The sequence below is a fragment of the Pantoea sp. X-Soil-ISGK-275 genome, from assembly GCF_059730795.1.
Genome location: NZ_AP035976.1, coordinates 505,561 through 523,725, shown reverse-complemented (window position 1 = coordinate 523,725; position 18,165 = coordinate 505,561). Strand labels below are relative to the sequence as shown.

The 18,165-nt window shown below is 50.8% G+C and carries 19 protein-coding genes; 2 read left to right on the top strand and 17 right to left on the bottom strand.

All coding sequences use genetic code 11. The features are described from left to right. Positions 1-58 precede the first annotated feature (58 nt). The 9 genes from AC6I8A_RS02315 to AC6I8A_RS02275 all read right to left on the bottom strand — a co-directional run bounded on the left by AC6I8A_RS02315 (position 59) and on the right by AC6I8A_RS02275 (position 8,530). Positions 59-820 carry a TIGR03747 family integrating conjugative element membrane protein gene (locus tag AC6I8A_RS02315; protein WP_497818930.1) on the bottom strand — a complete coding sequence of 254 codons (762 nt, stop codon included), beginning with the start codon at positions 818-820 and terminating at the stop codon, positions 59-61. After that, positions 820-2,904, bottom strand: a complete 2,085-nt coding sequence (traD, locus tag AC6I8A_RS02310) for a type IV conjugative transfer system coupling protein TraD (RefSeq protein ID WP_497817957.1) — start codon at positions 2,902-2,904, stop codon at positions 820-822. The genes AC6I8A_RS02315 and traD overlap by 1 nt, the downstream gene beginning before the upstream one ends. Before the next feature lie 161 nt (positions 2,905-3,065). Further along, entirely contained in the window at positions 3,066-3,572 is a 507-nt protein-coding gene (locus AC6I8A_RS02305) for an integrating conjugative element protein (protein WP_497817956.1), read from the bottom strand. After that, a complete protein-coding gene (locus tag AC6I8A_RS02300; RefSeq protein ID WP_497817955.1) occupies positions 3,569-4,204 on the bottom strand; it encodes a transglycosylase SLT domain-containing protein in 636 nt (211 codons plus the stop codon). The genes AC6I8A_RS02305 and AC6I8A_RS02300 overlap by 4 nt, the downstream gene beginning before the upstream one ends. Next, positions 4,183-4,791: a TIGR03759 family integrating conjugative element protein gene (locus tag AC6I8A_RS02295; protein WP_497818929.1), complete on the bottom strand. Its 609-nt coding sequence runs from the start codon at positions 4,789-4,791 to the stop codon at positions 4,183-4,185. The genes AC6I8A_RS02300 and AC6I8A_RS02295 overlap by 22 nt, the downstream gene beginning before the upstream one ends. A gap of 230 nt (positions 4,792-5,021) precedes the next feature. After that, positions 5,022-6,728, bottom strand: a complete 1,707-nt coding sequence (locus AC6I8A_RS02290) for a DUF2326 domain-containing protein (protein ID WP_497817954.1) — start codon at positions 6,726-6,728, stop codon at positions 5,022-5,024. Beyond that, positions 6,703-6,933 carry an ABC-three component system middle component 6 gene (locus AC6I8A_RS02285; protein ID WP_497817953.1) on the bottom strand — a complete coding sequence of 77 codons (231 nt, stop codon included), beginning with the start codon at positions 6,931-6,933 and terminating at the stop codon, positions 6,703-6,705. Before AC6I8A_RS02285 ends, AC6I8A_RS02290 begins: the two co-directional genes overlap by 26 nt. Further along, a complete protein-coding gene (locus AC6I8A_RS02280; RefSeq protein WP_497817952.1) occupies positions 6,908-7,930 on the bottom strand; it encodes an SMEK domain-containing protein in 1,023 nt (340 codons plus the stop codon). The genes AC6I8A_RS02285 and AC6I8A_RS02280 overlap by 26 nt, the downstream gene beginning before the upstream one ends. Positions 7,931-8,038: 108 nt before the next feature. Then, the gene (locus AC6I8A_RS02275) at positions 8,039-8,530 is read right to left on the bottom strand and encodes an STY4534 family ICE replication protein (RefSeq protein ID WP_497817951.1); all 492 of its coding nucleotides are present in this window, start codon (positions 8,528-8,530) and stop codon (positions 8,039-8,041) included. 26 nt (positions 8,531-8,556) lie between these two features. Here AC6I8A_RS02275 and AC6I8A_RS02270 point away from each other — a divergent pair, with 26 nt between their 5' ends. Beyond that, entirely contained in the window at positions 8,557-8,847 is a 291-nt protein-coding gene (locus AC6I8A_RS02270) for a hypothetical protein (protein WP_497817950.1), read from the top strand. A 296-nt stretch (positions 8,848-9,143) separates the two neighbouring features. Here the strand turns inward: AC6I8A_RS02270 and AC6I8A_RS02265 are convergent, their stop codons facing one another. The 7 genes from AC6I8A_RS02265 to AC6I8A_RS02235 all read right to left on the bottom strand — a co-directional run bounded on the left by AC6I8A_RS02265 (position 9,144) and on the right by AC6I8A_RS02235 (position 15,797). Next, positions 9,144-9,866, bottom strand: a complete 723-nt coding sequence (locus tag AC6I8A_RS02265) for a PFL_4669 family integrating conjugative element protein (RefSeq protein ID WP_497817949.1) — start codon at positions 9,864-9,866, stop codon at positions 9,144-9,146. A 100-nt stretch (positions 9,867-9,966) separates the two neighbouring features. Further along, positions 9,967-11,151, bottom strand: coding sequence for an STY4528 family pathogenicity island replication protein (locus tag AC6I8A_RS02260; RefSeq protein ID WP_497817948.1), 1,185 nt, complete (start codon positions 11,149-11,151; stop codon positions 9,967-9,969). A 90-nt stretch (positions 11,152-11,241) separates the two neighbouring features. Further along, positions 11,242-11,496: a ParE family toxin-like protein gene (locus AC6I8A_RS02255; RefSeq protein WP_064737819.1), complete on the bottom strand. Its 255-nt coding sequence runs from the start codon at positions 11,494-11,496 to the stop codon at positions 11,242-11,244. Beyond that, complete coding sequence (locus AC6I8A_RS02250; protein ID WP_091003683.1) at positions 11,493-12,077, bottom strand: DUF2857 domain-containing protein; 585 nt, start codon at positions 12,075-12,077, stop codon at positions 11,493-11,495. Before AC6I8A_RS02250 ends, AC6I8A_RS02255 begins: the two co-directional genes overlap by 4 nt. Before the next feature lie 48 nt (positions 12,078-12,125). Next, positions 12,126-13,544, bottom strand: coding sequence for a ParB family protein (locus tag AC6I8A_RS02245; RefSeq protein ID WP_497817947.1), 1,419 nt, complete (start codon positions 13,542-13,544; stop codon positions 12,126-12,128). Next, entirely contained in the window at positions 13,541-14,920 is a 1,380-nt protein-coding gene (dnaB-PI, locus tag AC6I8A_RS02240; RefSeq protein ID WP_497817946.1) for an SPI-7-type island replicative DNA helicase, read from the bottom strand. Before dnaB-PI ends, AC6I8A_RS02245 begins: the two co-directional genes overlap by 4 nt. Further along, on the bottom strand, positions 14,913-15,797 hold the full coding sequence (locus AC6I8A_RS02235; RefSeq protein WP_497817945.1) for a ParA family protein: 885 nt from the start codon (positions 15,795-15,797) through the stop codon (positions 14,913-14,915). Before AC6I8A_RS02235 ends, dnaB-PI begins: the two co-directional genes overlap by 8 nt. Positions 15,798-16,391: 594 nt before the next feature. On the opposite strand from AC6I8A_RS02235, the gene AC6I8A_RS02230 reads away from it, so the two are divergent. Further along, positions 16,392-17,087, top strand: a complete 696-nt coding sequence (locus AC6I8A_RS02230; protein ID WP_256698235.1) for an RraA family protein — start codon at positions 16,392-16,394, stop codon at positions 17,085-17,087. A gap of 57 nt (positions 17,088-17,144) precedes the next feature. On the opposite strand, the gene AC6I8A_RS02225 is transcribed toward AC6I8A_RS02230, so the two are convergent. After that, positions 17,145-18,065: a DMT family transporter gene (locus AC6I8A_RS02225; protein ID WP_256698233.1), complete on the bottom strand. Its 921-nt coding sequence runs from the start codon at positions 18,063-18,065 to the stop codon at positions 17,145-17,147. Between the last annotated feature and the right edge of the window lie 100 nt (positions 18,066-18,165).

The following is an 18,165-nucleotide window of genomic DNA, read 5'->3' as shown; positions in this document are numbered from 1 at the left end:
CGCGGCTTGCCTGCTGACGACAGCGCACAAAGTCGAGCTTTGCACGCTGTCGTCCAGCTTACAAATACTTCTTGAATGAAGCTGTTAGCACCGCCAGCGCCATGCCCAGCATCAGCGCGGCAGGTAGCAAAAGCAGATTTGGGTAAACAGCCGATGGCCATGACAGATACACCATGCAGGGTACATAGAACGCGGGTTTAACGAAGCGTTTGGCGTGGTGATAAACAAAGCTGGATTCATATGCCGCCCCATAGCGCCGTAAATCTCGCCGCCCCAGACCATCAACCACCGCAACCAGCACCACCATCAGAAACAGCGGTATGGACAACATCAGAATCGTCACTCGAATCAGCGTCACCACAGCGACATACACTGTAGCCAGCAAATATTCCTGCAATGCCGATGCCAGCCAGCGGCTACCGGCACTCAATCCGGCAGCAACGGCATTCCCGCCGCTTTCCATTGCCTGATTTTGCTGTGCGAGCCATCCCTGCAAACCACTATCGACAACCAGCCACTGATAAACCTGTGTTACCCAGGCAGTGACCGTTACCGTGGGCTGTGACAGCAGCAGGCTACGTGTGAACTCAGTTGAGAGATAGCCGCTCTCGATCTGCATCACCTGCTGGCTATGAGCCGCACCTTGCTCTGGCCAGAAGAATGCAATGCCGATGTACTCCATTACCAGGCTAAAAAACAGCGAAGCCAGTAGCATGCCGATCAGCTTCCACGGCCATCCCCATAGCAGATTAAACAGAAAGCCATGTTCTTTAGGCTGCTGAACACGTGCTGGCGGTACCGTTGTGTTTGGTGGTGGCATCATTCACCTCCCGGCGGTTCTGCGCCTGCAGCGCCAGACCACCAGGCTTCACTAGTGCGGTAATTGCGGCGCATCTCAGCAGCGATCTTCTGCAGGCTTTCCGGCATTAAATCGGATTTATCAGCAGCGGGCAGCGGCATGCGAATCTTCCACAGCTGGCCGCCTTCCAGCAGCGCGAACGCCTGACCTTTAGGCAGATTAATGATGTCAGCTGGAGTGAGCATCGGCGTTTTCACCATGCTCACGCGGTCCTGCGTGTTCGAGGTGAAATCAGTGCCTTGTTCTTGGTTTGTGATATCGGTGTACCCAGAAACCAGTGTCTTGGAATACACATCTACTTCAGGCAACTGGCTAGTGAGCAGCTCGGCGGTGCGGTTCTCACGCACGCGCAGCATGATCAGCGTGTTGAAGTTGCCCGTGACCTGCGCGGCTTTGGCGCTACTGCCAATACGCGCCTCGATGTCAGAAATCGTTTGGGTGTACGCCGTCACCTCGATGCCCGCGCCGCCGCCTTTGTTAATAAGTGGAATGAACTCATCGCCCATCAGTTCATTGAACTCATCGCAGTGCAGGCTAATCGGCAGCTTGCCGTCGCCATTCTCTGGCAGGCCATCGTTAATTCCGTGCTTATAGATATGCCCCGCGATACTCACCAAATCAGCAAACATGCTATTGCCAACGGCAGCACCAACTTCACTGTCAGAGAGCGCATCCAGCCCGACATAAACGATGCCGCGCTGGCGAATCACCTGTTGCCAGTCGAAAATCGGGCGCGGATCGTCGAGGTCTTCATAGTCAGGCGAGAGCAGCGCCGCCGTTTTGCCGGTGGTGAGTTTTTCCAGTAGCGGCAGCAATGAGGCGACGATTTTATCGAAGTAGGTTCGATCGTAACGTACAGCTGAGCGAAGACCTTCCAGAATGGGATCGTAGAGCTTTTTACCGGCTTCAGAACTCAGCGCCAGCTCCATTGCCCAAATGCGCGTGGCGTTTGACTGCCCCTGCATATTGCGTGGCAGATCTTTTTCCTTAAGCACATTGCTGCCATTCTCAATTTTGCTGCGCAGCTCCGGCAGATGCTTATCAACCAAATGTTCCACGTAGCGCTGATAGAGCTCACCGATGTTTGTGACGTAACGAAGAATCAGCGAGTAATCAGGCCGCTGGCCAAGCGCTACCAGCGCGCGGGTTACGATGTTAACGAATCGCCATGCGAACTCACGAAATGCGGCGCTGTTGCCTTCCGCGCCTAATTGACCGGCAATGCGCGAAGCCACTTCCGACACGCGCCCGAAGCGGCCAACCGCGTTATACCGCGCTGAGATCTCTGGCCAGCCAAGATGGAAAACGTGGAAGTCATCCTGACGACCGGCGCGGTGCGCTTCAGCCCACATGCGTTTTAGCAAATCAGCATCACCTTTGGGGTCGAAGACAATGGTGATATTGCCGCGCCGGATATCCTGCGTGACCAGCAACTCTTCCAGCCGTGTTTTGCCCACGCGTGTGGTGCCAACCACTAACGTGTGGCCAACTCGTTCGCGAAGATCCATAGACACATCGCGCTCATTCGGCTCAATACCATGCAGCGCCGGATTGCCGCCAACCGGTGGCAGCGGGCGAACCGGGTTCAGCGGCGTATCAGCTGCAATCATCGATGACAGCCAGGGCAAAGAATGTTCGCACGCTCGCTCAAGTCTGCGCGCGTACTGATAGACCTTCGCTGGCTGCACATACTTTTCAACTTCTGGCCGACGCGTATCAAGCAGGCGCTGAGTGTGTTTTTGCTGCCAGAGAAAGCCTTTGCCCAGAAACAGCCGGTGATTGCTTACTGGAACCTGGCGGCTGGTCATCACATAGCGCGGTAAACGGCGCAGATTTCTGCGATACCTGATCACCTGACATCCCTGACGGGCGCGTAAGGCGGCAAGCACCGCAAAGCCGGTAGCAGTGACATAACTCACCGATGGCGACAGCGCGACAGCCCAGGGAGCAGCCACGCAGACATAGCTGGCGGTGGCGGCTACCAGCGTGGTGTTGAACTCAACTGCAGGACGCAGTAGTGCTTCAATAACATAGCGATCGCTCATAGAAGTGACTCACTTTTGGCAGGATTCAGACGTGCTGCGTGCCAAGTGATGCAGATTGCGCCAGCACCAGTAAGCGCGCAGCAGGGCCAGAAAAAGGATGAAGAACAGAGGAAGGATCATCAGCGCTGCATGGGGCATTCCATGCAATCCGACGAATCCCATCACTGAGCTGGAACCTGTTGGCTCAGCGAATGTTCGGTGATCAGCACGGGGTAATGTACCAACTCAAGGCGGCGCGCCAGATCTCTACCTGATACCGGTGCGAGCTGCAGAGCAGGCACAATCTGACGCAGCTGCTGCAAGGATGCCGAGCTGCTGACGTTAACCACCATCCCAACCGCACCACGACGGCTGAGTAGTTCAGCGTTACGTGATAGCCATTCTTGCGATTGAGCATCATCGCCAACCAGAAACAGCGCACCAATTCCTGGCAGCTTCAACGCGCGTGGCTCAATGATGCCGGGAGTGAGTTCAGGTGTTGCCACTGGCAACACTGAACCTTCACTGTAATCAGGTTGGATTGATTGCTGTTGCGGCTGAGGTTCAGCGTTAATGCCTTCATAGAACGGCGCTGCTGATTGGCCGCCGAGATCAGCGATAACGTTGAGTTTTGCATGTGAGAGAAATGGCAACGCGGCGATGGCGCCAGCCAGCATCAATTTATTCATTGCTGCCTCCGGGGTTCTGTCCAGATGATTTCGGTTGAAGGTGTTTGGTTACTCGCGAGGTTGGCGGGTGCCTGTGTTGCGATTGGGCGAAATTGAGCAGGCGTTAGTGAAGCCAGCTTTTGGCTGACAATCTGCCGATAGCGTGCTGCAGGTTTGCCGCCAGCCGGATGGTGATAGCAGCCAGCTGCTTTCAACCAACTGCCGGGGCTGCGTTCCCAGCACTCGCGAAGAATGCGTGCAGCAGCGTTCAGGTTGATATACGGGTCAAACGCATTCCATGTTGAGCTGAAGCGATGGCCATTCCAGCCAAGGTTGACCTGCGCGATGCCGACATCGATTCTCTTGAGCGAATGGATTTTCATGAACTGTTGCAGCGCCTGCCAGGCAGCTTGTCTGCTTTCATAGCGGTAGCCTTTACCCGCGACGTTGATTGTCCAGGGCCACGGGCGCGTACCGTGTGGCAGTTTGCGTGACGACTCAGCAAGCGCCAGTGAGTAAAGCGATTCTGCAGGAACGCCGTGCTGCAGTGCGACTCTCTGATAACCCGACGGCACGCTTTGCATGCTGGTTGACGCCACAGAGCTGGCGGCACTCAGCAACAACGCGACGGTTAGAACGCTGCGATATGCCATCCGCTTTCCCCCTGCTGGAGAAGAACCGGCATGATGCCGTTGCCATAGCGCATCCAGCGGCCTCCATCGTGGTTCAGGGTGATGCGTCGTTCGCGGACTTGTTCGGCGGGAATGCGGTGTTGCTGCGCCCAGTTGCGGAGTTTCTGATCGCTGCCTTCACTATCGACAAGATAGATATCAACGGGACGTTTATCGGCGAGAACGGCGGAGAGTCGGGCATCGCACCGCTGGCAATCTGCTTCGCGCACGAACAGCGCGAGTCGGCCACCTGAATCATGCGCGATACCTGCGGCGTTGCCCATATTCACTGGTAGCATGTTGGGCATTAGCCGCTTCCAGGCTGCATCAACTTCGCGCTGGAATTTAAGCTCTTTTTCGGTGCGCTCGTATTCCTGTTTTACCCAGAGTTCGGCGTAGTGGCGGCGTTCGGCGTCGTTACGGGCTTCAATACCTAAAGTGCTTAAGGGATCTAGATTAGGGGATTGGATACCACGCAATCCATTTTTTAGTGAGTTGTAACGCTGATATTCCACAGCTGAAATTTGAGATTGTGACGTTCCAGACTCTAACTGAATAAAATCAGTCATTGTTTTTTGAGGGGGACTAGATGATGATGCTGAAAACACTATCCCGAAAGAAAGCATTACGACATTAATTTTTGGATTTTGCATGCCCCACCTTTTTGAATGCGCTACTGAAAATTTTTCGTAAGAATATTCTAGCGGCAACAAAGGTGGGTAATATGATTAAATGAACATCCGTTCAGTTATTAAAATTATTGTGGTGGCCAGTTTCTACTAGCCACAACTTCAATGTATTACCCGAATGCCTCGCCAAATAACCAAGAGGAAGAATTGTTATCATAAAGTTCCAGGCGAATGGAGTTTTTTATTATTTTCTTTTCTTCAGCATCTAATATTTCAGATGTCAGTATTTCGTCAATTGATGATTGACCCATGTTTATGAAATATTGTAAGCCTGAGCTATTAATTTCGCTGATGATATTTTTGAACATCATGGCCTTTTGCCTAGGATCTAGTTCAGAAAAAATACATCCATCATGTGCCAAGAAGTTAAATAGATGAGGATTCAGTCTATGTAGCAGCAGGTCGTAGCAAAAGATTTTCACTTCATTAACGCCTTGGGATGCATCCCGAGGAATGTGAATATCAAGATCAAATAGATATTTTGCGTCTTTCGACATGTCTATCTTTAGATTACCACCTTGACCTGCGTAAAATGTTTTAACTATAGACCTAAACTTATTTTCAATATCTTCAATTTTCGGCTTATTTTCGTTGACGTAATGCCTGCCCAGATTATTTACTTCAGCATTTGAAACCGTTAGGTCAGATTCTTTTGTTTTTAACTCATCAATGACTTTTGTAAATTTTTCATGGTTCTCAATTTGCTTATTCCCCACTATAATTGCTTCGTTAATTGAATCGTACTCCTCAAAAGCACTGAGGTCATTGAGAATACTTAAGATTTCATCTCTATTTTTTTCAATCTTACTAATCTCTTTCTTAATCTCTTCCGCTTCCTTTTCAAAATTAGATACTTCGCTGTTAATTCTGTCTAAGCGGCTTTTAGTTAATTTTTCATGAAATTTCGCTGCATTCTCAAACCGCACATGCACTAATTCAGGAAAGAAAAAATTGGCTTCTTCATATATTCTTTTTATATCTCCAGAGTCTATCTCAACATTTTTAATTCTCTTTGCACTAATCTTTCTTTTTCCAATTTGAGAGCGCAATGAAGAGAGAGAAATTCTCTTTTCATGAAGAAGCAGTGTAAGGGTGTCTGCAGAGTTTTCTAATTCATCATATTGAGGGCCGATCTCAAACCTTTCTTTACTAGTTTTTAATTTCACAAGAAGGTCTTTTAAATCCTTAACGCTATCAAGGTGCTCTTTATCTTTAGCGTCCTCTAAAGCCTTGCGAGCCTTAGATGTTTTTTCTAACTCAGACTTAATGTTGTTTTTTTCAATAACTAAATCTGTGCCAAAATCTAGAAGCCAAAGATTGACGAATCTTTGATAGAAATCAGTTAGTGGCATCCCTTGCTGAGTATGTGCATCAATATAATACTTTTCTCCAAATCGCCTCGCAAAACAATTAAATGCTTGCCTAAAGCTCACCTGATTTATTGCAGTAATTGGAATAAATATTCGGTCGAGTTCTAATTTGAATTCCTTTGAACTTAGCTTGATATCGTTCAAGTGATAATTGTTGTTAGCGAAATCTTTTTTGACATGATAGATTTTATCTCTATGTTCAAACCATAAGTCAAATGCCCCATATTTGGTCAAGAACTCATGCGTCTTTTTTTCTTTTATTGTTTTTTTCTTGAGCTCCGAACCTAGCATTAAATGAACTAGATTTAGTGAAAAACTCTTACCAATACCATTATAGGTTTTTGTTTTAATATTTGAAGTTTGAATGCCCGCGACAATATTCAAACCATCCTGAAAAACAATCTCATTGAATTTCGGATTGTCAGAGCTTAGCTTTAACAATTTCATTTTGCACTTCCAACTTTCCAATTATATACAAGAAATTCAAACATAAGATGAATTTCTCCACACCAATTCGAGGAGTCAATGACAAATTAACCGAATCATAAAGCTCATCAAAACCAATCCCAACAGGAGTTACTTTTGGTAGAATCCTTGATGAAAGATACAATAAGGATTCATTAGGTTTAATTACTTTGTTGGGTAATATCATCTGTAACCTTCCTTCCGATATCACAGAGTTCGAAGAAATATGATAAAATTATCCATGCCATACTAACCGCATTATAGTCTTTGATTATCAATTTGTCTTTAATATGATTATGGGTATTGATAACTACTTGGGTAAGATCTACAGAATGCTTGGCACAAAGAGCATGTAGCTCATCGAGGGAGAAGGTTTTCAGTTCTCTTTTACTTTTATATATGACTAGGAATTGTATAAGGTATGTACGATATATTTCATGAACTATCAAATTCTCTAAATTTATACGTTCATTATCATCAAGCTCATCGATTATTGTAGTGAATTTTAACGATGAGTAAATATTACTACCAATCATGATGGATATTTTATTCAATTCCACCTTGGACTTAGGCTCCATCAACTCCAAGTCAGTTAGGTAGTTATTTCCAGAGATATAACCCACATCGTTTATTAACTGGCGGCAAACAATTTGAAGCACTGAATCAAGAGTGTATTGAATGACCGTAGGATTAAAATACTCATCTGCTAACGATATAATATCTTCGGTTTTGAGGTTATTTACCGTGGTTAATATATCATTTCTACTAACCAGAATGCCGTTTACATCAAGACCGTATTCAGTGTTAACTCTTTCTACTGTCCGTGAATTAAAATCAGGTTTATCCAAGAGATAATAAACTTGAATTGAATAATTTTTATAGGCCGGGTTAGATAAAATTTCTAATGTTTTATGAATTTTCTCACTAGTTGTTGTGGATGTTATTTGAACTAGCTTTTCATTCACTATGTCAATCAAATCAATGCAATCTGAGTTTTGTTTAGAAAAATTAGCGTTTTCAAATTTAGCGCCATAAATCTTGTTAAAAACATCTCTGAAAAAATTCTCAGAATGAATATTAAGCGACAAATCATTAACATTTTGATGCTGTTGCAAATCAGCATACATAACTGCAAAGCAGTGAGAAATTCTATCATAAGCTAATTTTCTAGCGTGAGGGCTCATGGTTTCAATTCAACATATAAAAGCATCATTCACATAAAATAAATTAATATGTCTTCATAGTAAATAGTAATCCGTAAATGAAAAGCCCCTAAGATTAGGGGCTTTTGGTCAAAATGAGTTATTCACGTACGACTTATCGCTTGAGGTGGGCTTTGGAGGCACTGATTCACTTTTCTCCGCTTTGTAAACCATCGACTGACCAATCTTGATCCAATCGACCTTAATCAGTCTGGCTTTCAGGCTAACCCGCTGTTCGCCTGCATGATCACCTTTGTTAAGCGTGAAAATGTCAGACGTCAGGTTGCTGAGAGTAAACCCAAGCAGCACCTTCTGCTCCTCGTCTAAGGCTTTCTGGCAGCGGCTTATAAGGTCCGTTGCGTCCTTACCGGCGACAGTGGCATCAAAGCGCACATAGGTAGGGTTATCAGTGGGGCCGCTCAGCGCATTAATCACCACGCTGAGGAAGCTGCCAGTGAGGGTTTCTATTCTGCGAATGTTGCTCAGATAACCCAGGCCCTTGATGTTGAGATTGAAGTATTCAGGTTTGGTAGAAGTCGTGTTGGCATTGTTTGTAGCGTTGTTAGTAGTGGTAGCAGTCATGATGTTTACTCCAGGAGTGGGAAATAATGACGGAGAAACATTCATCCCTGACGGATAAATGCTTTCCGTCAGGAAGCGCGGATAGCTATGCCGCGCTGGCTGGTCAGTGCAAAGAACCTCATCACACAGGTGATATCCGCATTAAGAGGTTGAGCGGATCGACCACTGCAAAAGCAGCACTTCTCTCAGGTCATGAAGTTTTAGATGGCAACCGCGTAAGCGTTTCTCTCAGGTTGCTGAAACATTGGCTGGTTGTTGAGACAACAACAATAATGCCGTTCCAGTGTCCTGCCGCTAAAAGCGGATGTCAGCGATAAAGTCGTTTTGCGGATATGAAAATAAAAAAGCGCCAGCAATTGCCAGCGCTCAGGGCCTGCACGCAGACCGATGGTGTATTCGTTACTCCGGGAGTTGAAGCTCCGGCGCGGTTTTCACGGAGGGCGTGCGCCTTACAGACCAAATCGGATGTGCGGTGATTTGCCTGCCGGACTGATGATTTCTGTCCCCGTAAAAGACATCCAACCATCCCGCAGTCACGGGGTGCTACATCGAAGCCTGTTAACCTTATCAGCATCGCTGAGGACATAAAAGGCTTTGCTGAAGCGCCGGAAAGTTATTCAGAAGCTTCACTATTTTCCGCCAGCTTTTTCAGGTTCGGTGAGAAGGTAGAGAGCATTTTTCCCGCCATAACATCCAGATCAACGTCACCCAACAGCTTGACGGCTTCGCTGGCAATCACTGTCTTCTGTTCCAGATCGGCGCGCGTCACAGCGAACGAACGATAGTGCTGTGCGACGCCATACACCTTGCGCACCAGATGGCCGCCATTGCTGAGCATTTCATCGCGCTCTTTTCCGCTGATCAGCCCGTAATGGGATGCCTGGAACACCTTCATTGCCAGTTGATCGTAACCAACCAACAGCCAGACGCAGCGATAACCCAGCGGCGTGCGGCTGAAGACGCCAATATTGAGCGGCGACACCGACGATACATCCGTCAGTGAGATCCGCGCAGGGATGGCTTTAAGCGTCGCTTCCAGCTCATCGACCAACTTCTGGATCTCAGTGGTCGCCAGATCCAGCGCGTTCTCCAGCTTTAACAGCGCCATATCTGCATAAGGATTATCACCTTCGGCGTCACGGCTCATCAAACCAGCGCGCTGAATCACGCGCGGCATGCTGAGGATTTGTGGTCTGCCACGTTCGCGCAGGTCATCAGGTTGGCGTCGGCGGCCTTCCCACAATCGAATCGCATAATGCGAGTGCAGTTCAATGGTCAAAGAGGAGCGTAACGCGCCTGCTTTGGCCGTATCGGTTTCGTTCTTTTCTTCAGCCATTTCCCACTCCATATAGTTGATGATGCTGCGCCAGTTTTCAGGAGCGTTAAGGCAACATCTATCGTAAAACCATTCACACAACTGCCAGTTATCTGGCTCACTAGCTGTTCAGGCGTTGCCGTATCGATTGCACGATCTCAGCGATGTCAGCGACAGAGCTGGTTGCCCTAGCCGTCGGTTCCGGTTGTGCCGGTTTAGTCGGTACGGCGACAGGCGAAGGGTCTGCAACGTGAGTGAACTGGCCGGTTCTCGCTTTTTTGATAATCGCCAGCATCCAGCCAGTCGGGTTCTGAATTGAACCGGCATCGAGATTCTGGCCAAGTTGGTGAAGCAGCTGCTGGGACTGCTCAGCGGGCAACGCGGCCAGCCGTTGCTCAAGCATGGCGAGATCTTCCTGGCTGAAACGCTGCCGGTAGCGTTCGGGGATGAGTTCCGATGTTGGCGCAGCCGGTGTATACGTGTTTTTTTTCACACCTTGTGTAAAACAACGTACGTTACCGTTCGGATTCCGAACTCCGGGCCGAAGCCTTGATATCAGCGAGGGTTCGGAAACCGAACTCAGTGAATTTGCATGCGCCGGTATACTGGGTCCGGCTTCCGAACTCGGTGTTTTTATACCCGGTTCGGAAACCGAATCCGGGGAAATAGGCTTCTTGGCTGCGGCCATTTCCTGCGGCGTTTGTGGCTTGGCCAGACGACTTTCGATCTGGCTAATATGGCTTTTGCAGTGGCGCATCTGTGGGTCATTTTTGATTTCATCCAGAACCTGCAGCGCGGTTTGCTTGATGGTTTTATTGCCGCTGCGGCACGCTTCAGCGACGGTATCGAGCCACGCCGGGTCCATGATTTCAGCATCACAGCAGGTGAGCGGTTCATCGTGTTGCGCATAGATATTGCCGCGCACGCGACCTTGATCGTCACGAACGCGCTTGCACAGGCTGAGCCAGCCGGTGAGCCGCAACATCATCAGCACGCGGCTGACTGTTTCGCGCGACGCCTTGCCTTTATGTGGGGAAGCGAGCTGCAGCTGCAGCTCGTCATAGCTGGGGAATACTGCGCCGTGATTTTGCTGCGCGTACAGCCTGATCATCATCCACGCCATTTTATCGAGCGGTGAGAGCCGCGTATCAAGCAGCAGCTGGCGCGGATAAGCATCCTGCACATTGCCGAGATAGAGCAAACCGCTGCGCAGCTGCGAGACGCCATCGTCACTGGACTTTTCCGCCAGGCGCGCCTGCATTTTTTCCATCGTGAAAGCGATTAAGCTGTCAGAGGGGAGATTCATGTCATTTCCTTTTGCCGCCGATCGCTACGTGCCATCGGGTGAATGCTGTTATTGCTGCACGCCGCCAGGGATACAGAGTGACAACACTCGCTATTTCCAGATCGCCTTGCTGTATCTCTCATGCGTCATCAGCTCCCAGTCTTTGCCACTGTTTTTGCTCAACAGCCGCCAGAACAGACCAATGTCGATTTTGAGATAGTCCGCTCCATTCGCTTTGATGCGCGTGAAGTTGTTCTTGCCGCACCGGAACAGCGTCAGTTGCCTCACCGCTTTACGGCGGCAGGGCTCTGGCACGTTGACCGGCGCGACAAGTCCTTCCGTCAGCGTCTGGTTGCGTTGACTCATGCCATCTTCCGCATGGCTGCGGGCTCAGGCTTTTTGTTGCTGTGCCAGCCATGAACGGCGTGCCAGATAGCGGTGAGCGACAAGTCCATCTGCTCGGCGCACAGCATCATCACGTCGAGGCCATCAGCGCTGTCGGGATCGTCAATGCTGGCTTTCTGCCACTTGCGCCAGATCTCGGCGTTGTCCTCGTCGTTGAGCACCACGCCGCGCCCCTTGCGCACTTCGATACCGGCCATGCGGCGGCGTGCGGCGACTTCAACTGTAGAAAGGCCGAAGTAGTGCTGCATCAACTCGATAGAGCCGTTGAGCGCCAGCGCGCGATCGATGCGCTGCAGGCGTCTTTGCTCACGCCGTGCCTGCTGTAGCATCAGCGACAGGTTTTCGTGGTGGATGCGGAAGGTCAGCACCGATACCGGGCTGTTCATCAGGTAGTGCAAATCTTCAATGGTGAGGCCATGAAGCATCTGCATTTCCTCTGGCATCAAACCCAACGCTTCGCAGCGGCGGATGTAGCCTGACTTGAGTTCCATCACTAACTGGGTAAGCAGGCCGTTGGTGGCCTGAGACAAGCTGTTACTCATCATCGTGATCTCCGGTTTTCAGTAATCTCAATCGACTAAACATGCCGCTCAGCTCTGGCGCTGCAGCTCGCGTAGCCGCCGCAACGTGCGGATTAACTTCATGAAAGTTTGGGTAAGGTCATCATTAAAGCGCGGTTCGGCATCGCTGCTGCCGATCAGCAGCTCGCGCATCAGATCAGGTGAGTCTTCATCGCATGCGCCGCCAGCCAGCGAGGAAAGCAGGCATGAAATCGGCGAGGCGCTGAGCTCTTCGTCAATGCGATAGCCAGCAGAAGCCGCGCTGTTATCCGGTATGACGGCTTCGCCATCGCTGTCCGAATCGGCCAGTTCAAAGGCAAGGCGAAAAGCGATATTGCGCAGGTGATCGGCATCGTCCTGCAGAGTGGGGATGGACCAGAAATCTGGTGCAGCTGATTGAGTGTTGCCACTGGCAACACCTGGCGTGATAGGTGGTGGAGTTGGCTTGCGAACCGGCGCAGGCGCGCGCGGTGCTGTTTCCGGTTCAGACTGTTGGTTTTGCTGCTGTAGCTGCGGTGCAACCGGTTCGGGTTCGCCAAACAGCTGGCGACGGTTTTGTTCACTGGGATCAAGTTCAATTAGCCAGCGGTCGTAGTTGAGCGATGGATGCGGCAACGCGCTGACTAGCTCGCCAATAAACTCGTCGCGGAACATCTCCAGCGACCAGCTCTCCGGCGAATTGAAATGCGGGCATACCTTAGTCATCACGTTCTCAAACGTCACATCCGGTTTTGCTTCAGCCGCATAGTGATTCCACAACTTCTCGGCATCGCTGCGCAGTACCAACAACGCATTGATTTGCGGGCGGCCAAGACCGGACTCCAGCAGCGCCGGTAAATGCGGATAGAGATGACGGACGCAGCTGTCCATGCGGCTCAGGCTGGAGTAACTAACTGGATAGCCTTGATCTGTCAGCGCCGTTGCCAGCTCACGCAGGGAAACCGCTTTGCCCGATTCATCTTCAATGATTTGGCGGGCATTGCGGATGCCGATCGCTTTCTCGATAAAGCTCAGTTCACCCCGCAGCTCGTTTTCTGCCAGATGACCAATCACGCATTTGATGCGCCCCGGCCACGGTTTGAACAGGCAATGCACGCGGTAGAAATGTTCACTATGCGTCTCTGCCCAGAGCTCACTCAGCGCCTGGTAACGCGTGTTGCCGCCGTCACTGAAGATGTAAGAGCCGGGATTGTCGGGATCGAGCGTGACTTTCGGTACGGTATCGAGGCCACGCGCGCGAATCGATGCCTTAATATCGTCGAACCGGGGATTGCGGCTGGTCCGTGGGTTATCTGGGTTGGGGCGTAACTGATCTAACGTCAGCACCATTGGCATTTCGCTGCCAGGCGCATCGGGTGTTGCCACGGTTAATGTTGCCTCAGCCTGACGACCGCGCTTTAAAAGCGCATCGGTCAGATCGGTTGTGCGCTGTTTTGCCATCGCTGTCATGCCTGAGCCCTCCCATAACCAAAGTGATAGGAGTTGTTTTCAGTATTAGAAAAGCGTGTGTAGCGGCCATCGTAAGCGGTTTTAACCGTGCCGATGGGGCCCTGACGTTGCTTGCCGATGATGATTTCGGCAATGCCTTTTTCAGTGGAGTTCTCGTTGTAAACTTCATCGCGATAGATGAAGAGAATCAGATCGGCGTCTTGTTCCAGCGCGCCAGAGTCACGCAGATCGCCGTTGTTTGGCCGCTTATTGGGGCGCGATTCAACCTGGCGATTGAGCTGGGATAACGCGACCAGCGGACATTTCAGTTCTTTGGCCAGCGCTTTCAGGCAGCGCGAGATCTCTGAAATCTCCTGCGTGCGGTTCTCCTGCTCAGGCGCGCGCATCAGCTGCAGGTAATCAACCAGAATCAGACTCGGTTGTCCGTATTTGCGTATATAACGTCGCGCGCGGGCACGTAACAGTGCCGGAGTCTGATCGCTGTTTTCATCGATAATCAACCGATCTTTCCAGGCGGTGACGCGCTCCATTGCCATACTTATTCTGGCCCAGCATTCATCATCGAGCTGGCCGCTGCGCAGCAAATTCAATTCAACCTGGCCCAGCATCGCAACCAGCCGCATCATCAGCTGCTCAGCGGGCATTTCCAGGCTGAAGCAGAAGACTAAATTACTCTCCAGCGCATCCAGTGCCGCTTCGCACATCGCTAAAGCCAGCGCCGTCTTGCCCATTGAAGGACGCGCGGCCAGCAGAATTAAATCGCCCGCCTGCAAGCCACAGGTCATCTGGTCGAGCTCTCTAAAACCCGACGGTGTGCCGGTGATGCCATTGCCGCCGGTGGTCTCCTCTAGCCGGGTAAGCAATTGCGACATGCCATCGAGAACAGTGATTTCCTGGTGTTGGCGCGCATGGCCTTTCTCGGCAAGCTGGAACAGCTGGCTTTCGGCGACCTCGGTAATGTTGTTGGCGGTGGCGTTGGGAAGCTGCACATCGCGCGTAAGTTGGTTGCCAAGCACATACAACTGACGCAGCTGGCTTTTTTCGGCAATTATCCTGGCGTAGGCGAGGATGTTGGCGGCGCTCGGGGTGTTTTTGCTCAGCTCGGCGAGGTAAGCAAATCCACCACACTGATCGATAAGGTTGTGTCGTTCCAGCAGTTCGCTGAGCGTGATCAAGTCGAACGGGCTGTTGCCTTTGGCCAGCTCGTCGATCCCTTTGAAAATCGAGCGATGTGGGCCGGAGAAGAAGTCTTCGCGTTGAATAAGCGTGACGACATCATCCCAGCGATCGTTATCAAGCATCAGCGCGCCCAGCACTGCCTGCTCAGCATCGATGGAATGCGGCATTTCGATTGGATAATTGCTGGACTTAGACATGATTCACCTCCTTCACCGAGCGTGAAAGAAGCGCACCAAACTGATTGCGCCATTCAGGGAACAATTCACATGCCAGGTTGTGCATAGTTTGCAACGCCGAATCGCTTTTGCGGCGGGTCTGCGTTTCAAGCCGGTGCGCAGGCTCGCCAGCAAAGTGGCCTGCTTTATAGATGTCGAGATCGTAGATTTGGGTGTTCAGCAACGACACGGAGATCTCATCGGCGTAGGGACTATATTTCCCTTCGCTGACAATCGTCTCCAGTTGCCCGAGTGTGGTTTTGGCCAGCGAGGTGTAATCCATGCAATTCACCAGAATGCGAATCGCCGGAAGCGCGATGCCGTATGAGGAGAGCGATCGCAGCTGCTCGAACATCGCTATGGCACCGCGCAGAAATTCACGGATATCGGGCAGCACTGGCTTCACTATGCCAATGGTGGTGTCGGTGGCAGCGAGCGCAATAAGCTCCAACATCACCGAACGCGCGCCCTGTGAATCAATGATGATGACGTCGTACTCATTGAACAGCGGATGCTGCAGCACGTTGCGCATCCGCAGCCGACCATCCGGCGCGTGCAGCATGGCAGTCAGCAAGTGGGCTTGCGGGTCGTTGGAGATGATGACATCGAGATTGGGGATGAAGCTGTTGGAGATTATGTTGTTGGATTCACTGAGATCGACCGACTGCATCAGAAGTTCGTAGATGCCGCACGGCGCTTCATAGGTGAGTTGATAGATGCTGCTGGCAGTAGGCTGGCCGAAGTCACCATCGATTAAAAGCGTCTTCAGTCCTGCATCAGCGAGGAAGCCACAGAGGTTTGCGGCTTGCGTAGATTTGCCTTCTCCACCTTTGGTGGAAATTACGGGAAGTATTTTCATTTTGCACATCCGAAGTAAGTTCGAACATGCATCTCGTCAACTATGTAAAAACCCGTTTAACGACTCATTTTCCCGCCCAGAATCCACCTTAAACTCTCAGCAAGGGGATTGAAAATCCCCGTGTCCGTGGTTCGATTCCGCGTCCGGGCACCAACATTCTGAAAACCCAGCTTATGGCTGGGTTTTTGCTTTTCTGCGTTTGCTAATCTCAACCACTGCCTCCTTTCCTTCCCTACACGTTGATTATTCAGCATTGATCGATACCAATTTATTTATCCCTAGCTAATACTTTTAATCTATTCCCCCATAATAAAATCCAATAAAATTAATTATCAGTGAGTTAAATCTATTTTACATATTAATTCGTGATCCTGTCTCGGTTAGCCGTAACATCCCATACGTAACACCTGCGCAATCGCGTAAGCTTAATCTCATCCCAGTAATAACCTGCTGATTCAGCTTGTTAGCCTAACGCCCTAATCATTGAAGTAATGACTGTTCAAAACGAAAAATAAAATCACTTACTTTCATATTTAATTATTTATTCAGAAACACGATTCGATTAATTAAATTACCCCCTACAGGAAAATAACCATGAGCGCAGGAAACCGAATCTATTTACGCCGTCCCGCCGATGCCGAACCGCTGCTGGAAGCATTTCGCCGTTTACCGGCGGCGGTGGTAGCGGATTGCATGAGCCGCTTGCCCGCTTTGTCGGCAGAGATCAGCCTGAAAACCGCGCCGCGCCAACCGATCATGTGTGGCCTGGCAGTGACAGTTAAAGCGCGTTCCGGCGACAATCTAATGCTGCATAAAGCGCTGGATATGGCAGGTCGAAACGATGTGATTATTCTGTCGAACGAAGGCGATCGCAGCCAGTCGCTGATGGGTGAAGTGATGGCGACCTATGCCAGACAGCGTGGTATGGAAGGCATTGTGCTGGACGGACCGGTCCGCGACATCGAAGGGCTGTCACGCATGGACTTCCCCATCTACGCCGCCGGTCACACGCCGGGTGGCCCGTTCAAAGACGGTCCCGGCGAGATCAACGTGCCGATTGCCTGCGGCAAAATTCACGTTTCGCCGGGTGATATCGTGCTGGGTGATGCGGATGGTGTGATTGTGATTCCACGTCAGGATGCCGCGCGCATTCTCGAAGCGGCGCAGGCGTATCTCATTGTTGATGAACACAACTTCGAACTGGCGAAAACCGGCGCGCTGGAACGCGGCTGGCTGGATGAGACGCTGCGCACCAAGCAGGTTGAAATCATTGATGATGTGTTCCGCTAATCTTTCGCCGTCGTAAGGTGCGCATTCATGCGCACCAGGTCGCCATAAATGACGCCCCTACGGCGTGCTACTCACCATCGCCAACTTACGCTGCCGATTTTCACGCCACACCGCAAATATCCCGGCCAGCGCCACAATCGATGCGCCCAGCAAGGTGGTGCTGCCCGGCAGGCTGTTCAGGAACAGATAGCCAATCAGCATCGACCACACCAGCGTGGTGTAATCGAACGGTGCCAGCAGTGAGGCATCGGCGTAACGCAGGCTAAGCGTCACCAGAATCTGTGCCAGACCGCCAAACAGGCCACAGCCCACCAGCAACAACAGCTGTAACGCGCTCGGTTTGCTCCAGCCAAACAGCGCCGTCGCCAGGCCAATAAGGGTCGTCATTACAGAGAAATAGAACACAATCGCGCCCGGCTTTTCGATGCCGTTGAGGAAGCGAATTTGTACGTTAGAGGTCGCGGAACACAGCGCCGCAATCAGCGCAAATGCCACGCCAAGGCTCGCCGTCGCGTTGCTGGCACCCTGAGAAAACAGCGCGCCGCTGGCGCTCAGGCTGGAAGAGAGCATGATCAGAATGCCGGATAATCCCACCACCACCGCGATCCAGCGCGAAACCCGCACCCGCTCTTTCAACAGCATTGCCGCCAGAATCACGGTAAACAGCGGCGCGGCATAGCTTAACGCCGTCGCATCAGCGAGTGAGATATACACCAGCGCCAGATAGTTAAAATACATGCCGCCGGTACCGGAGAAGCCACGAATGAAGTGACCAAACAGGTTACGCGTCTTGAGATTTTCCAGCACGTTGCCCTGCATTTTCAGCCAAATCAGCAGCGGAAACAGCGCGATAAAACTGCGGAAAAATATCACTTCGCCAGTGGGAATGGCGCCGTTCAATCCCTTCACACACGCCAGCATCAAGGTGGCGCACAGCGCGGCCACTATCTTCAATAACACGCCTAATCGGGCATTCATGCTTTTTCACTTCTCTCTACCACATGCAATCGGCGGGACTGCCGAGAGGATATGCGACCAGCCTGGCGAGAAAAGTGTGCGCTGGATAACACTTTTTTGC

What these genes read in the sequence shown, in the direction of transcription:
- AC6I8A_RS02315 (WP_497818930.1), bottom strand. Translation starts at nt 820, where the DNA reads ATGCCACCACCAAACACAACGGTACCGCCAGCACGTGTTCAGCAGCCT.
- AC6I8A_RS02230 (WP_256698235.1), top strand. Translation starts at nt 16,392, where the DNA reads ATGAGCGCAGGAAACCGAATCTATTTACGCCGTCCCGCCGATGCCGAA.
- AC6I8A_RS02260 (WP_497817948.1), bottom strand. Translation starts at nt 11,151, where the DNA reads ATGAATCTCCCCTCTGACAGCTTAATCGCTTTCACGATGGAAAAAATG.
- AC6I8A_RS02290 (WP_497817954.1), bottom strand. Translation starts at nt 6,728, where the DNA reads ATGAAATTGTTAAAGCTAAGCTCTGACAATCCGAAATTCAATGAGATT.
- AC6I8A_RS02275 (WP_497817951.1), bottom strand. Translation starts at nt 8,530, where the DNA reads ATGACTGCTACCACTACTAACAACGCTACAAACAATGCCAACACGACT.
- AC6I8A_RS02245 (WP_497817947.1), bottom strand. Translation starts at nt 13,544, where the DNA reads ATGACAGCGATGGCAAAACAGCGCACAACCGATCTGACCGATGCGCTT.
- AC6I8A_RS02300 (WP_497817955.1), bottom strand. Translation starts at nt 4,204, where the DNA reads ATGGCATATCGCAGCGTTCTAACCGTCGCGTTGTTGCTGAGTGCCGCC.
- AC6I8A_RS02235 (WP_497817945.1), bottom strand. Translation starts at nt 15,797, where the DNA reads ATGAAAATACTTCCCGTAATTTCCACCAAAGGTGGAGAAGGCAAATCT.
- AC6I8A_RS02270 (WP_497817950.1), top strand. Translation starts at nt 8,557, where the DNA reads ATGACGGAGAAACATTCATCCCTGACGGATAAATGCTTTCCGTCAGGA.
- AC6I8A_RS02280 (WP_497817952.1), bottom strand. Translation starts at nt 7,930, where the DNA reads ATGAGCCCTCACGCTAGAAAATTAGCTTATGATAGAATTTCTCACTGC.
- AC6I8A_RS02265 (WP_497817949.1), bottom strand. Translation starts at nt 9,866, where the DNA reads ATGGCTGAAGAAAAGAACGAAACCGATACGGCCAAAGCAGGCGCGTTA.
- AC6I8A_RS02285 (WP_497817953.1), bottom strand. Translation starts at nt 6,933, where the DNA reads ATGATATTACCCAACAAAGTAATTAAACCTAATGAATCCTTATTGTAT.
- traD (WP_497817957.1), bottom strand. Translation starts at nt 2,904, where the DNA reads ATGAGCGATCGCTATGTTATTGAAGCACTACTGCGTCCTGCAGTTGAG.
- AC6I8A_RS02305 (WP_497817956.1), bottom strand. Translation starts at nt 3,572, where the DNA reads ATGAATAAATTGATGCTGGCTGGCGCCATCGCCGCGTTGCCATTTCTC.
- AC6I8A_RS02255 (WP_064737819.1), bottom strand. Translation starts at nt 11,496, where the DNA reads ATGAGTCAACGCAACCAGACGCTGACGGAAGGACTTGTCGCGCCGGTC.
- AC6I8A_RS02295 (WP_497818929.1), bottom strand. Translation starts at nt 4,791, where the DNA reads ATGACTGATTTTATTCAGTTAGAGTCTGGAACGTCACAATCTCAAATT.
- dnaB-PI (WP_497817946.1), bottom strand. Translation starts at nt 14,920, where the DNA reads ATGTCTAAGTCCAGCAATTATCCAATCGAAATGCCGCATTCCATCGAT.
- AC6I8A_RS02250 (WP_091003683.1), bottom strand. Translation starts at nt 12,077, where the DNA reads ATGAGTAACAGCTTGTCTCAGGCCACCAACGGCCTGCTTACCCAGTTA.
- AC6I8A_RS02225 (WP_256698233.1), bottom strand. Translation starts at nt 18,065, where the DNA reads ATGAATGCCCGATTAGGCGTGTTATTGAAGATAGTGGCCGCGCTGTGC.